General features: G+C 51.5%; 13 protein-coding genes. 11 read left to right on the top strand and 2 right to left on the bottom strand.

The genetic code is table 11. The features are described from left to right. Window positions 1-167: 167 nt before the first annotated feature. From SNR34_RS30815 to SNR34_RS30785, 7 genes are all read left to right on the top strand, one after another. Window positions 168-935, top strand: a complete 768-nt coding sequence (locus SNR34_RS30815; RefSeq protein ID WP_486180910.1) for a hypothetical protein — start codon at window positions 168-170, stop codon at window positions 933-935. Window positions 936-1680: 745 nt separating this feature from the next. Next, window positions 1681-3216, top strand: a complete 1536-nt coding sequence (locus SNR34_RS30810; RefSeq protein ID WP_486180909.1) for a peptidoglycan DD-metalloendopeptidase family protein — start codon at window positions 1681-1683, stop codon at window positions 3214-3216. Between the two features lie 521 nt (window positions 3217-3737). Beyond that, window positions 3738-4469, top strand: a complete 732-nt coding sequence (yycF, locus tag SNR34_RS30805) for a response regulator YycF (RefSeq protein WP_339275416.1) — start codon at window positions 3738-3740, stop codon at window positions 4467-4469. Next, complete coding sequence (walK, locus tag SNR34_RS30800; RefSeq protein ID WP_236413628.1) at window positions 4469-6319, top strand: cell wall metabolism sensor histidine kinase WalK; 1851 nt, start codon at window positions 4469-4471, stop codon at window positions 6317-6319. The genes yycF and walK overlap by 1 nt, the downstream gene beginning before the upstream one ends. Further along, a complete protein-coding gene (locus SNR34_RS30795) occupies window positions 6303-7583 on the top strand; it encodes a YycH family regulatory protein (protein ID WP_236413626.1) in 1281 nt (426 codons plus the stop codon). Before walK ends, SNR34_RS30795 begins: the two co-directional genes overlap by 17 nt. Before the next feature lie 56 nt (window positions 7584-7639). Next, a complete protein-coding gene (gene yycI / locus SNR34_RS30790) occupies window positions 7640-8383 on the top strand; it encodes a two-component system regulatory protein YycI (RefSeq protein ID WP_236413624.1) in 744 nt (247 codons plus the stop codon). 6 nt (window positions 8384-8389) lie between these two features. After that, window positions 8390-9196, top strand: coding sequence for an MBL fold metallo-hydrolase (locus SNR34_RS30785; protein WP_339275411.1), 807 nt, complete (start codon window positions 8390-8392; stop codon window positions 9194-9196). Here SNR34_RS30785 and SNR34_RS30780 read toward each other — a convergent pair. After that, window positions 9165-9380: a hypothetical protein gene (locus SNR34_RS30780; RefSeq protein ID WP_339275410.1), complete on the bottom strand. Its 216-nt coding sequence runs from the start codon at window positions 9378-9380 to the stop codon at window positions 9165-9167. The genes SNR34_RS30785 and SNR34_RS30780 overlap by 32 nt on opposite strands. Before the next feature lie 660 nt (window positions 9381-10040). On the opposite strand from SNR34_RS30780, the gene SNR34_RS30775 reads away from it, so the two are divergent. The 4 genes from SNR34_RS30775 (at window position 10041) to rlmH (ending at window position 13541) form a co-directional block, all read left to right on the top strand. Further along, window positions 10041-11312 (top strand): S1C family serine protease, encoded by a 1272-nt coding sequence (locus SNR34_RS30775; protein ID WP_236413620.1) that lies wholly within the window; start codon window positions 10041-10043, stop codon window positions 11310-11312. Between the two features lie 362 nt (window positions 11313-11674). Then, window positions 11675-12202, top strand: a complete 528-nt coding sequence (locus tag SNR34_RS30770) for a hypothetical protein (protein ID WP_486180908.1) — start codon at window positions 11675-11677, stop codon at window positions 12200-12202. Between the two features lie 228 nt (window positions 12203-12430). Then, a complete protein-coding gene (locus tag SNR34_RS30765; protein WP_236413618.1) occupies window positions 12431-12598 on the top strand; it encodes a CxxH/CxxC protein in 168 nt (55 codons plus the stop codon). Between the two features lie 463 nt (window positions 12599-13061). Next, window positions 13062-13541: a 23S rRNA (pseudouridine(1915)-N(3))-methyltransferase RlmH gene (gene rlmH / locus SNR34_RS30760; protein WP_486180907.1), complete on the top strand. Its 480-nt coding sequence runs from the start codon at window positions 13062-13064 to the stop codon at window positions 13539-13541. A 103-nt stretch (window positions 13542-13644) separates the two neighbouring features. Here rlmH and SNR34_RS30755 read toward each other — a convergent pair whose 3' ends face one another. Continuing rightward, entirely contained in the window at window positions 13645-15093 is a 1449-nt protein-coding gene (locus SNR34_RS30755) for a serine hydrolase domain-containing protein (protein WP_486180906.1), read from the bottom strand. Window positions 15094-15380 lie beyond the last annotated feature (287 nt).

Below are 15380 nucleotides of genomic sequence, written 5' to 3'. Positions count from 1 at the left end.
ATAAATAAGTAAGCCCCAAGTACTGCCTATCTGGCGTCGCTTGGGGCTTTTTCGCATTTGATCTGATATGAAACCCCGATTTTCCGTCAATACTGGTTAACAGCGGATTTGGCTTAGCCGTCACCCGGACAGGCTGGAGGACGGATCATCGGAGGGAGTGAAGAGAAATGAAACTGCTGCAATGGTTTGTAAAAATGCTGCTCACGGTTGTGCTGGTCAGCTCATTGACGCTGCTGACAACCGGACTGATAGTGCAATCGTACGTAAAATCGCTGCTGGCAAGCTTCAATATTGAATGGGAAGGGTCATCGCTTGGATTAACCTCCATGTTTCAGGGTGCTCTGGGCGGGAGCAAAACCAACGAAAAGAAGAGTGAGCCTGAGTCGGAACCGACCGATAAACCCGTCGGGGCCGAGGAGGAGAAGGTGCCCGAGGGTGCCATTTCAGTGATGGGGAACGAAGGTGACGGGAGCACGAAGAGTGAGGAAAAAGCCTCGCAGGATGCATCGCAGGGCAACCCGGATTCAGGCCAGGGCAACTTAAATGAAAAATCGAATTTAGGAGCCAATTCTGAAACAGGATCGGGAACCGGTGCAAATGCTGGCGCTGGTACAGCAGGGACGTCCAATGGAACCGCTGGTACCACAGACGCGTCCAATGGAACGGAGGAAGGCAAAGCTTCCGCAGAGACCGGAGCGGTCGTTGTATCACCGGACGATATTACGAACAAAAAAGACAGCTTGCCGCAGGCGGAGAAAGAGAAGATCTTCAGTCTGCTCATGAACAAGCTGCCGCAACAGGAGATGCAGCAAATATCGAGCGCCATGGAGGGCGGATTGACGGAAGAAGAATTGCGAGAGATTGAGCAGGTCATTTCCAAGTATTTAACGAGCGAAGAATACGACAGCTTAATGGAAGTACTGCAGGCGGAATGAAGAGGTTAAAATAGCTAGGTATTTTCAAGGCCTAGGGCCGGAATAGAGACTTATGTACGCATGCTGGTCAGGACATGTAATAGAAGCCATCGGAACGGGATTATCCCCTTCCCGGTGGCTTTTTTGGCTCTCGGGAGCTGGGAGGGAATTAGCGCAATTACATCTTTGAGATCCTGTGGCCGATTCATCGCAGGCATTCTCCGCTGGAAAATAATTCACTGTATACGTGGTTGCCGGACGATCAAAACTACATTGGAACATTCGCTAAAACTTGGGACGCAATCGGATGAACGGATCGAAATTCCGCTATGAAGAGGTCGGCCGTACAGGATGGTCGGCTCTTTCATAGAAGGTGAAACCCCAAGCCAGGCAAGGTGTGAATGCGCATCATCAAGATGTTAAACTGGGTCTTAGAACCTACTCCTAATGGCTTTGCTTTTGGGTGAATCCAGTTTGGAAAAAATGCATTGCCACAGACGGTGATGGTCTTCCACATTATGCATAAATAAGGAAAACGGCCTGGGAGCGCACATTTGCGCCGTGATCGCTGTAGTTGAAATGCCTGTAAAACCTGTGTTAAAGTAAACGGGTGTGATGAAAGGTTAAAATTTTGACACTTTTACAAACGCAGCTAAAGTCCTGATTTTTGCGGACACCCAATATAACCATTGACAGGCATAAGACAGACACGACGGGTAATGTCTTGACAGAATGCGGTTTTAGAAGTGCTGAAAAGGAGAGAATCATGAAAGGTTTCAAAGGCATAAGCCAACCGGGCAAAAAAATCCGGAAACACGAACCATCCGGAAAACACCCGAAGGCCGAAGACAAGAACAGCATGAGCATGTCCAACTTCAGTGTAACGAAAGCGCGCGCCTGGACCTCGCGCAAATGGATCATCGCCGCATCATGCGGGATATTCATCGCAGCTTCGATCGGATTCGCAGCCAAGCAATACATAGCGGCCAACACGCTTACGTATTACAACGTATTGGTTAAAGGCAATCCTGTCGGAAGCATCGCGGACGAGGCACAATTGCAACAACTATTCGCAGACAAAACGCAGGAATACCAAAATAAATATCCGGACGCAGAGATGGTCCTGAATACCGAAGGCATTACGACGGAAACGGCGAAATCCTACAAGCCTCAAGTGGACAGTCAGGGTACGTTGGATAAGTTGAGCGATATGCTGACAGCTTACGCCAAAGGCGTCGAAATCAAGGTGGACGGTGAAGTCATCGGCATCGTGAAAGACGAGGAAACGGCGAACAAGGTACTTGAACAGGTGCAGAGCAAATACATATCGGCAGCGGCCGTGAGCAGCCCGCTCAAGACGAAGTCGGTATCGGCGAATTCTTCCTCCAAGGCAGATGGACCCAGCACCACGCTGAAGTCGGTCGACATCCAGGAGGAGGTTTCCACCGACGCCGTAAAAGCCGACCCCAACAAAATTTGGGACGTGTCCGAAGCGGTCAAGGCTTTGACCGTAGGCAAGGACTCGCCGGTAACTTACGTTGTGCAGGAAGGAGACACGATTTCCTCCATCGCAGCGAGATTCGAGATTACGCAGGCGGAGATTCGCAAGAACAATCCCGGAATCAAGGAAACGTCGATGCAAATCGGCGATAAACTGACGCTGACGGTGCCGAAACCGGCCGTGACCGTCAAGTCGGTCGAACAGATCGTGGAACAAATCGAGATTAAACCGCAAGTCGAGGTGCGCAAAAGCGCCGATCTGAAAGCTGGCACGACCAAAGTGGTCCGCCCGGGGCAGAGCGGCCTGAAAAACATGCAGTACCGCGTCACCAAGGAGAATGGTGAGGTCGTTAAGGAAGAATGGCTGGGTCAGGAAGTCGTGAAGGCTGCCGTAACGGAAGTGGTTCTGAAAGGAACCAAGGTCGTGGGCGAAGGGACTGGCGCGTTTGCCTGGCCGGTATCGAGCGCTTCCATATCCAGCAGCTACGGACAACGCTGGGGCCGCCAGCATAAAGGCATCGACCTGGTCGGCAATCGGGACGTGAAGGCGTCCGACGAAGGCGTAGTGACGTTTGCAGGCCAGAAGACCGGTTATGGTAATGTGATCATCATCAACCATCGCAACGGATACGAAACGTTATACGGTCATCTGGACAGCATCGGCGTCAAGGTAGGACAAGTCGTCGAAAAAGGCGAAAGCATCGGCGTTATGGGCAATACGGGACGCTCTACCGGAACCCATCTTCATTTTGAGATCCATAACAACGGAACGGTGGAGAACCCGCTCACTTATTTGAATTAGAACTGAATATAAGGCGGATTGTGGTGGCTGCGAATGCTGCTGTGCGAACCGCTATATCTATGGGTCAGCTTAGGCTGGCCTTTTTGTGATGGCAGGACTTCGGTTTTCTGGTTCTGGAAGATAGAGGCACCGTTGGACCGATCAGGGACTGAGGTCAGGCGGGTTCTCGGACATGTTATTGCGATGATCATCAATATGTAAAAAACTTTCAATTTCTGAGTATTGAGACGCCGGTTCGGGATGTTACGCCGCTCAAGGTATGTTAAACTATTGATTATAATCCATCCAATGTAGGACAAACATGTATGATTTCCCGAAATGGGGAGACAAGCTTCGCCACCGGGAAATAGCAGCATCGTTTGTGCGTTATATAGAGAATGAGCATGCATATAGGCTGAACTCAATTTTTACACGCTAACGGAGAGGCAGAACCAATCTGGAGAAGCGAAGCGTTGCTTATATAGAAAAGAGAAATAGACCGCTGCGGCGGATCATGCAGGATATAGGGGTGAATACAGCAGATGCAGGGAAAGATTCTGGTGGTTGACGACGAGCAGCCTATCGCGGACATTCTGAAGTTTAATCTGGAGAAAGAAGGGTATGAGGTCATTTGTGCCTTTGACGGCATTCGTGCGGTTGAGCTGGCGCTATCCGAGAAGCCGGACCTGATGCTGCTGGATTTGATGCTGCCGGGCAAAGACGGCATGGACGTATGCCGTGAAGTTCGCGCTCATTTGGAGATGCCCATTATCATGCTGACCGCCAAGGATGGCGAGATCGACAAGGTACTCGGGCTGGAGCTGGGCGCGGATGATTACGTCACGAAACCGTTCAGTACGCGCGAGCTGCTTGCCCGGGTAAAGGCACAGATGCGCAGGCGGCAGAAGCCGGTCATCGCTGCAGCGTCAACGGAGGCACCAGAGGATGATGAGAAGCAAGTGCTGCGTTTGTTCGACCTGGCGTTCGATATGGACATGTATACAGCGTACAAAGGAGGCGAACCGCTCGACCTGACTCATCGCGAGTATGAGCTTCTCTATTATATGGCGAAAAATTCGGGCAAGGTGATGACGCGCGAACATCTGCTGCAGGCAGTATGGGGTTACGAATACTTCGGGGATGTGCGGACCGTCGACGTGACGATTCGCCGCCTGCGCGAGAAGATTGAGGAGAATCCGAGCAAGCCGGAAACGATCTTGACCCGGCGCGGTCTCGGTTATCTGGTGCGCAGCCCCAAAAGCGTAGGTCTGTAATGAGCCGCTTCTTGAAGTTTTCATTCTTTCGCACGATTCAAGCCAAGCTGATTATTATCTATGTGCTGCTAATCCTGATTGCGATGCAATTGATCGGGGTTTATTTCGTCAGCGCGATGAAGAATTCGTTAACGAGCAATTTTACGGAGGATTTGCAGGCCCGGGCTGAAATGTTGTCTGTGCTGGTGGGCGAAACGCTGGCTGGCGGCGACCCGGAGGCTGGTGAAGACCGTACGGAAAACCTGCGCGTGTTGGTGAACAATCTGTTCAATATCAACGGTGCGGAGATTCAGGTTCTCGATGCCAGCGGGAAGGTGCTGACGACCTCTTTAAGCTCGCACTCCGATTACGTGGGGCGGAAAAACACGCAAACCGTAGTTAGTCGTGCCTTGCAAGGCATTCGGGATAATGAAGAGTACATTGTCGACGAAGATAATGTGCGCAAAAAAGTCGTCGCCAAGCCGGTCATGTCCGGCGGCAAAATTATCGGCGCAGTGTACATCGCCGCTTCGATGAGCGAGTTGTACGCCACCATGGAAGGCATCAACAAAATTTTCATTTCGGGCATTCTGATCGCCCTGGTGCTAACGGCAGTGCTTGGCGTGATCCTGTCGCATACGATCACCCAGCCAATCAAAGAAGTCACGCGGCGGGCCACGGCGGTGGCCGAAGGCAACTTCGACCAGCAGACGCCCGTATTCGGCACGGATGAGATCGGACAGCTCAGCCGGGCCTTTAACTATATGACGAGCAGGCTGCGCGACGCTCTCTCCCAGAACGAAGAAGAGAAGGAAAAGCTGACTTCGATTCTGACCAATATGAGCGACGGCGTGGTGGCAACCGATGAATATGGCAAAGTCATACTGGTGAACCGCCGCGCCAGCAGCATTCTGGGCATGCGTCCTGCGGATATCGAGGGCAGGCATTTTGCCGTGCTGCTCGGCATAGATCCGGAGGATGCCGAGGCGCTGGCGAGCGGATTCACCGGATCGACGTTGCTGCAGATTGCGCCAGCCGGGCAGGAGGAGCCTGTCGTCATCCGCATGACATTCACGCCTGTGCATCGGCGCGACCTGGGCATTACGGGGACGATTGCCGTGCTGCAGGACGTCACGGAGCAAGAAGAACTGGAAGCGTCGCGAAGGGAGTTCGTCGCCAACGTCTCCCATGAGCTGCGCACGCCGCTCACAACCATCAAGAGTTATGCCGAAGCGCTTGATGACGGCGCACTGGAAGATCCGCAGCTGGCGGGCCGTTTCGTGGGCGTCATCCAAAACGAGACGGAGCGTATGATTCGGCTGGTTACCGATTTGCTGCATCTGTCGCGGCTCGATTCCAAAGAGGCGCGACTCCGCAAACAGCCCACCGATGTGCTGGAAATGCTGGAGGAAGTGACGGACCGTTTCTCCTTCCAGATGCATCAGAAGGATATTCAGTCCGTATTGTCGGTGGAAAACGGGATGCCGCTTGTTCCGCTGGATCGCGACCAGATTGACCAGGTGCTGGACAACGTGGTGTCCAATGCGCTGAAATACACGCTGGAGGGCGGCACGATTACGATTTCGGCAAGGCGCGAAGGCGGGAATACGCTGGCCGTTTCGGTGAGCGATACCGGGGTGGGTATTCCGCAGCGGGACCTGGACCGCATTTTTGAGCGGTTTTACCGGGTAGACAAGGCCAGATCCCGCAGCATGGGCGGCACAGGGCTCGGGCTGTCCATTGCCCGGGAAATCGTAAAAGCGCATGACGGCAGCATCTCGCTCGAATCGGAGCTGGACGTCGGCACAACGGTTACGTTTAAGCTGCCGATGCGGAGCGAAGGAGGTGAGCACAGTGAAGGAACGCATTAAGTCACTCGTGCTTGCTTCGCTGGTAGCTGCGAGCCTCGTGCAGAGCTATTTCTTGATTTATCGTCTGCCTGGCGGCGGCGATTCGGTAGTCACCTCCGAGACAAACTATGTCAAAACCGAGAATATGGGCCAGGAGCGCAATATTGAGGAATTGATCTTCCCCGATCAGATGATTATTCATTTGGGTGGGGATAAACATACCGTGTTCTATCCGGGCAATACCTTTTATCAGTTGATCTATTCGCGGATTCAGGGCCGGACGTTTGAGGATTTCCAGCGCCGAAACGTGCAATCCGTCAATTGGGAGAAGATTCGCAAGGAGAATCAAGGCTTTGAGCTGTCTTTCAAAGAAGGCATTCCCGTGCAATTGCTGCAGCGGGTAATGCGGCTTGGCACGGACTCGCTGTTCCAGGGAGAGACGATCAACCGGATTTCCATTTATACGGCCAAAAACGACTCCAAGGTGCATGCGCTGTTCTTTAGTGCCAAAGGCGATGTGGTATACGAAGCTGCACAGGCCGACCTGACCGTGCAGGACGTGCAGCAGCATGTGGATTTCGGCAGCAATTGGACGCCGTATACGTTGATGGAAGGCGGATATTACATTCCAAGGGCGGCGCTGGAAACGATCGAAGCCGAGGTGCCGACAGGCCAATTCACGGTCGAGCAGATGCAGCGCAGCCTGTTCTTCGATCCAAGCATGACCCGAAACATTCGGGAAAAGGACGGATCGGAGATTTATACGGACAGCAAGCGCAGTCTGCAAATCAAACAGGAGCAGCGCTGGATGACGTATACCGATCCTGCGGCACCGCCGGCGGGTCAGAGCGACCCGGCCAAGGATGCGCTGTCTGCGGTGGATTTCGTCAACCAGCATGGCGGGTGGAAGGGCAGGTCCCGCATGATGATCGAATCCAGCGATAACCGGACCAGTCTCCAATTCCAGCAGTACTATGGCAGTTTTCCGATTCTCGATCTGGCGCAATTCCGTTTCGGTACGATCAGCATGGAAATGCAGCAGGAAACGGTGTCGAGTTATGAACGTTCGCTGGAGTACCTGAACGAAGGCTCGGAGACCAAAAAGGCGGTCAAGCTCTCGGGAGGGGACAAGCTGAAGGCACTGATCGAAAAGGTGACCGGCTCCACTCGTCAGGTAGAGGACGTATATCCGGCATACCGCCCGTCTGCGACGGAGGATGGCTTGAAGCTGATCCCCGTATGGGTCATCCGTTTCACGAACGGAGAAGAGACCACGGTGTCATAGGAATGGCCTAGTGTAACGGTTTTCTTTTGAATCATGTCATAGCGGAGGTGAGGTTGTTGGATTGGGGACGCGCGAAAAATGTGTTGATCTACGCCTTTTTGCTGCTTAACCTGGTGCTTGGTTATCAGATCTGGGTGGATGCCCGGGAGACGGCCGGAGCCAATCTGGACTTCACCTCCCTGGCGGACAATACCCAGCTGGCGATGGAGGAAAAGGGCATTCAAGTGCTTGCCCCCATCCCGAGTGAAACGCCGAAGCTGCCGAAACTGTCCTATGAGTTCATTGAAGAGGATAAGGCGGGCCTTGAAGTCAATCTCGATCAACCGATCGACAGCAAGCTGATCTTTGCACAGGGCGAGTTGGAAAATGCGCTAAAAGATGAAATTGTACAAATCGGCAGTTATCGACTTGATCAACTGATGGCCGAAGATGGGGCCTTCGTTCTTCATCCGTTGGTGGACGGGAAATGGCCGCTCTTCAACGTCAGCCTGGAGCTGTTCTACAGCGATCAGAAAATTACGGGTTACCGTCAGACGCCGGTGCGGATCACGACAACGGAGGACAGCGAGCAGCAGGTGCTCCCGGCGTCGAAGGCGCTGGGAACGCTGATCGAGAACTTTTTGCCCAATGATGCCATCGTGAAGGATATTCAATTGGGATATTATGGTCAGTTATTCAACTCGGATATGCAAGTGGCGATGCCGGCATGGCGGTTCGTGCTGGAAAGCGGCGAGATTCTGTACGTGCAGGGTATCAGCGGGGATGTATTCAGTCCCAAGACAGACAAACTAGAGGAGTAATGCGTTATGGGGATATATTTTACCGTGTTGTCCAGCGGTTCGACGGGAAATGCAACAGTCATCCAACATGGGGGAACCTCGTTGATGATCGATGCTGGGCTCAGTGCGAAGCGGCTGGAGGCACTGTTTCTGGAACGGGAGATTTCGGGAGCGGAGCTGGACGGAATTTTGGTCACGCACGAACATTCGGATCATATTAAAGGACTAGGCGCGATCTCCCGCAAATATAATTTACCAATCTATGCGAACACGAACACGTGGAAAGCGCTGGAGAAATCGGTCGGAGCCATTCCGGAGGAAAACCGGCGTATTTTCGAGACGGGGGAGAACAAGGATTTCGGTTCCTTGCGCGTCGAATCGTTCGGCATCTCCCATGATGCCGCAGAGCCGGTCGGCTATACGTTCGATGACGGCAGCGAGAAGCTGGCGGTGGCGACCGACCTCGGCTATATGAGCGATAAGGTGCGCGACGCGATTGCAGATTCGGATGTGCTCGTTCTGGAGGCGAATCACGACGTGGAGCTGCTGCGCATGGGACGTTATCCGTGGAATACGAAGCGTCGCATTCTGAGCGATATCGGGCACCTCTCGAACGAGGCGGCAGGAGCGGCGCTCAGCGAGCTGATGAACGGGCGCCTCAAGCGCACCTATCTGGCGCACCTTAGCTTGGACCATAATATGATCGATTTGGCCAGAATGTCGGTGCGCGATGCCATGGAGAGCCGCGGTTGCTTTTATAAGGACCATGAGTTCAGGCTGTGCGACACGTATTACGACCGACCTACGCCATGGGATAGGGTGGGTCAGCCATAAAGCTGTCGAGTTCGGCAGCCTTGCGTTCCACCTCTTCGCGGGTGAGTATGCCTTTGTCCACCAGCAGTTCGATCATCGTACTGAGCGCAAGCGTGTTGCGATAATGCTCTTCCTTCAGGTCGGCCAGTTTGGATGCCATATGAACCTCTTCCATAGCTGTGAGTGTGCGTGTGCGATTCAACATTAACCCTCCTTCTATGAAGCTTCGAATATCTTTTACTATTATTGTAGTCAGAGGACGTGGAAAACATTCCTCTTTTTCCCTCTACAAATTGGCTGGAATGGCGTGTATGCTGAAAGGGACGGCTCGGCAGGACTGGAAATTATTTTATTTACGCCGGAAATAGGCGGTTAGCAGGGCTGTTTTTGTGGTGATAGATAGTGTGACTAATTAGCCGCAGGGTGCGGAAGACAGAAAAAATGCAGAGAATTTACGATCATCTTCATGATTATGCAACTTTTTGGAATATTTCGTGTTTAGTATATAGAGGGCTGGATTAAAGGCCATAAGTTCGTGTGGAATCGAGAAGCTTTATGCATAAATATCAGGCTGCAAACAGCATGGCGAACCGGGATGGAAGCGATGTTGTTATACATAGTCGATGGCATCCGCTGCCTTCGAAAATGTAACGATATGAAAGATTTCCGAAAATGAGCATGAAGTAGCAAAACGGGCAAGCGCCAATATGATGGATGCAGCATGCTTAAGGAATAGTGATCGGAAATTTTGTCCGTCGCTTGCGTGAACGATGCGGGGATGCGCGACGGTTCATGTTCGCGACGAACATTAGGGCAGGCGGCAGTCAAGGTCTTGATGCGTGACAACGAAGGGGAGAGGATCACGATGGGATTGTTTGGAGACGACTTTTATTCAACCAAGGTATCAAGACGCGCCGAGCCTGTACAGAAAGGCAAGCTTCAGATTCTCCGCCCCGGTGGGCGCGATCGCTGGCAGAACCCGCGCAGATCGCGTTCCCGCTCCGGATTCGGTTCGACCGTCAAAGTGGCTGTCATCAGTTCGGTGATTAGCTCGGTCGTGACGGTGATGCTTTACAGCTTCATTTCGCAGCCGACAGCAGTCCCGTTGTCCAACGTCATTGGCAGCGGAAGCGGAGGCTCGGTTCAAGCGGCGCAAGCAGCCGATCCGTATGACCGGATTATCCAGGCGGCTGCGAAGGTCCGTCCTTCCGTCGTCAGCATCGTCAATCACAAAACGGGCAGCAGTCTGTCGATGGAGGAGTCCGCGCTCGGTTCCGGGGTTATCTTCAAGAAGGAAGACGGCAAAGCCTTCATCATGACCAACCATCACGTTATTGAAGGTTCCAGCGACTTGGAAATTGTGACGGTAGATGGCGAAACGCACAAAGCCAAACTGGTCGGTCAGGACAGGGTGAGCGATATTGCCGTGCTGTCTGCGGATGCGGAAGGGCTTGGCCCGGCAGCCGAGATCGGCGATTCGAGCAAGCTGCAGCGCGGGCAAACGGTGCTGGCCATCGGTAATCCGCTCGGACTGGGAGGTACGTTGACCTCCGGCATCGTCAGTTACACGGATCGCATTCTGCCGGTGTCGATCAACCAGGATGGCGTGTACGATTGGGAGCAAAACGTCATTCAGACGGATGCGGCGATCAATGAAGGGAACAGCGGCGGTGCGCTGGTGGACCTGAACGGCAAGGTCGTCGGCATCAATACGATGAAAATTTCGGATACGGGCGTAGAGGGGCTTGGATTTGCGATCCCGATGAATGAAGTGATGAAAACGGTGGATGCCCTCCTGCTGCACGGCAAGGTAACGCGTCCATATTTGGGCGTGTACACCGTTGATCTTAGCAACCCGTACGCTCCGCTCGACGATGAGCAGCGCAAGGATTTGAAGCTGCCTTCGCATGTAGACAGCGGGGTGGTTGTGCTGGAGGCATCCGGTCCGGCTGCCGAAGCCGGCCTGAAGCTGAACGACGTCATTACGGAATTTGACGGGCAACCGATTACCTCTACGCTGGATCTGCGGAAGTACTTGTACGACAAAAAGAAAATCGGCGATACGCTGGAAGTGACGTTCTACCGCGATGGCAAAGTGGAAAAGGTCAGCGTAACGCTGGCAGATAAACCGGAGTAAAACGAAGCGGAGATCGTCCCGCCTTGTTGCTTGTTCGATCAAGGCACGGAGTCACTCCGTTTATCAGTTGCACATTATTGCGAGTATCCCCTGTTCGGGAACGGCGTTGTCATTTGTCTGATGCAGGCATGGCTCGCAGTTTGGCGAATATAGGGGATTTTTGTTTATCCGATTAAGCGGATGGGCCCAGAGCGAAAGTCTCAGTTACAGAAGTTTTCTGCTATGATACACTGGTTAGCATGTGAGTACTATGCCTTATAGGACATGAGACGATGGTCGAGGGTTGGCGTTGGTGCTGCGCCTGAGTTGTTGTATTGGACGGATGAATGGAAGCAGATATGAATATAGGGGGCCCTGGGACTATGAAATACGCTAGAAAGCTGCTGCTTGGCGGAACTTCGCTTATGATGCTGTTATCCGTATTGTCGGCATGCGGAAGCAAGACAGAAACGAATACTGCATCCGGCGGCGATGCTTCCTGGCAGGAGGACCGCGTAGCCGCGTTGGAGAAAAAGCTGGAGGAACAGTCCGGCAAGCTGGAAGAACAGAACATTACAATTACGGATCTGAAAAAAAAGCTGGATGAGCTGAGCGCAAGCGTCGCTGCTGCAAGCCAGGGCGGAGGCAGCTCATCTGCCGGACTAGGCAATAACGGTTCCGCAGGCAGGGGCGATAGCGTAGTTATTACGTTTGCACAGTACGAGAAAATTGAAGTGGGCATGACGTTTGACGAAGTAATCGACATCCTGGGCGGTGAGGGAGAAGCCTTGAGCGAAGCAGAAAATATGGTGGTTTATAACTACAAAGGGGTTGGCGATACGGGGGCCAATGCGGTATTGGCATTCCAGGGCGGCAAGCTGCTGACGAAGGCGCAATCCGGGTTGGAGTAAATGGAGCTGCCTAACCGAATATATGTATGATACAGCGCCCGGAGAGGGCGCTTTTTTGCCGTTTGCTCGTGGCGAATGGAGAGGTTTCCTGGAAGTTGGGCACGATAAATGGGAGTTAGGGGTTTCTTTTCAGCCTGAGGTGTGATAGAACAGAGAAGTGGCTATCCTGTATGGATAAGCGGTTGTGAATCGGGAGCATAGCTGGTTACAGAAAGGATGCTTGAACGGATGTACGTTGTATGCAAAGAACACGTGGACATCGCCATTGACAAGTTCGTCGATGAGTATGAGGACGCTCCGGATATCGTTGATCTGAAGGAGACGGAATTTGCCGACTGGGACCCGCCTGCCAAATGTTCCGAATGCGAACAGCACGCGGAATTCCTCGTCGTTTAGCGTACTGTAGGAACGAACGGCCGCAGGCACTGTATGATAGGGTGTCCCCGGCCTGCCTTCCATCCGGTATGAACATCACAGGCAAGAAGCAAAAGAGAGCGTGTCAGAGCGCTCTTTTTGCGTTTTGTGGGGGAGTTTGCGCATTGGCGTGGTGTGCTGTCTTGTGCTGTTTGTGGGGAGGTCGAGCAGGGGGAGTCAATCACGCTAAGGAACTCAGACGTCTTATTCGGAGTAAATTGGGTCGATGTTTGCGCTAACGAACCGTAGCCACGCTATTTGCCCGGAATGATGTGCATATGGCTTAAATGCTGCATATTAGCGTGGCTGAAGTTCATTAGGCGCGCAAAATGTGTAAATGAGGCTGAATAAGGTGTGTGAGGTTCGTTAGAGGATATACGGTGTGTCGAGGCATCGCTCATAAATGGATACATACCGAGATTGAAGATATGGAGGAAATGGTTTTATGTTGATTCAGATTATTGGCGTGGGCAAGCTGAAGGATAAATATTTGACGCTGGGCATTCAGGAATATGCCAAGCGACTCGCCCCGTACATCAAATTTCAGATGATCGAGGTCGCGGATGAGAAAGCGCCCGATACCCTGAGCGAAGCAGAGGTACGGGCGGTAAAAGAGCGCGAGGGCGAACGCATCCTCGCGCATGTGAAGAGCGAGGCGCATGTCGTCGCGCTCGCCATTGATGGCCAGCTCTGGAGCTCGGAAGAGCTGGCCGCGGAAATCGACAAGCTCGGCACGTACTGGACGAGCCATGTCGTGTTTGTCATCGGAGGGAGCCATGGGCTCTCCGATGAGGTGCTGCGCCGCGCGAAGCAGCGTTTGAGCTTTGGGCGCATGACCTTGCCGCACCAGCTGATGCGTCTGGTGCTGGTGGAGCAAATTTATCGGGCGGTAAAGATTAACCGCGGTGAACCCTACCATAAGTGACGGCGAAAAATAGGGGGTGCCTGACACTTCCTTCTAAGCTGATATTGTTCTCTCATTAAAAGAAATCTTCGCGTTTTTTCAATAAGGCGAACGAATGAAATGCTTATTTTCGGAGCGAGGCATTATATCGGTGAGTGTATACAAACCATGTAATGCTTGCTGTTAATAAGGCCGCCGAAATCAAAGCTGTAAGAACACTATATGTTCGCCAAATAAGTATCTCTGACCAATCTAATGCATAGCATATTATACACTGGACAATCGTAGCAATTAGCAAAATAGCTGTTACGATTATTCGCCTTTTTGTCATTGGCTGCCGCTCATTCGTTTTCCTTCTGCGTAATCCTAAGAGAAAGAACAGAACAGCCAATAGGCAAAGAATAATTGTGCCAGACGACAAAATGATGTCCAAAAGCTGTGTGCCGCTTATTCCATATGACTGCGTCAGATTGCCATCTAATATATCTTTAACTTTTAGTACCATGCTTCTATTGATATTTTCGCCGTTGGTCAGCAAGCTGATGGCTGTTCGTTCATTTGGCAGTATGACCACTTCGGTTCCGAAATTGGGATTGCCCCCGGGGTGCTCTATAATCGTTTGGTTGGCGTTTACCGACCAGCCCGCCGCATAATACATTTCGTTGACAGCCGGAACAGACCTATCACCCTGATGTGATTTTTCGATAACCGTATGGAATATTTCGGGTATGTCCTGCACAATACCCATCTGTATGCCCATCCAACGCGCCATATCTTTTGTACAAGAAATGATGTAGCCTGCGGGTTTATTCCCGGAAAAATCCGGCGCGTTATATGGGGTTGTCATAAAAAAGGAAGAACGGTAGCCCTGTGCCAACTGTCCGGTGGCTTGAGCATCTTCTTTATAAACATACGTCTGGTGAAGACCCAACGGCTGAAATACCTGTTCCTTCATAAAGTCTTCATAGCTTTGTCCCGACACAATCTCAATAACCAGACCTAATACGTCATAATTAACAGTTCCGTAATTATACTGCTCACCGGGATAGAACGACAATTCAGAATCTACGAGCATTTCTACGGTTTTTTGCAACATATCCGGCGTATTGCCTTGTGGAATGTTTTGACTGTGACTGCCATTTGTTAAGCCGCTAGTATGGTGTAAAAAGTTATTGAGTGTCATACTTTGCATATCAACGTGTTTCCCCTGATACTTTAACGTAAACCAAGGCAAATATTTCTGGATAGGGTCTGACATTGACAGCAGTCCTTGTTCTTCCATCAGCAGAATACCCATGCCGGTAAAAGCTTTACTTACCGAAGCCAGCTCATATAGAGTATTTTCACTTGCCGGCAGTCCCTTTTCACGATCTGCATACCCGGAAGAAAAGTAGAGTACTTCATTGTTCGCAAGTATGGAGATTGACATTCCCGGTACACCTGATATACGGCTTGCATCATCCAACAAGGTTTGTATTGAATCAGATTGCGAGTCTGATAATGCATAACTTGGTGTTGCGAAGCCGGTGAACAGTATAAGTAATGCAATCATAAAGACAATATTTTTTTTCATAGTCTCTCCATTCCGAAAAAACTCCCGTACGGAAAATATAAATAATCCGCAGTACGCCTTATTCCCCTAAAGTGTAATAAGATATATATTATGAAGCTTATTATTGCAAAATCTTATTGTATGTGAAGAATCATACGATATAAAAAATTAGATTGCTATCATAATCTTCTACTTACTACGAACTATTTTGCTAGGAACACAAAAAGCCCCTTGAACAACTTGGAAGAGTCAATGATGAAGATGATGATGGTAGATCAGCCACCACACAGAGTTGGAAAAAACTTGAA

The sequence above is a fragment of the Paenibacillus sp. XP01 genome (genome assembly GCF_057364885.1).
Note: the sequence above shows the minus strand (reverse complement) of the source record. Positions and strands in the feature narration are given on the sequence as shown.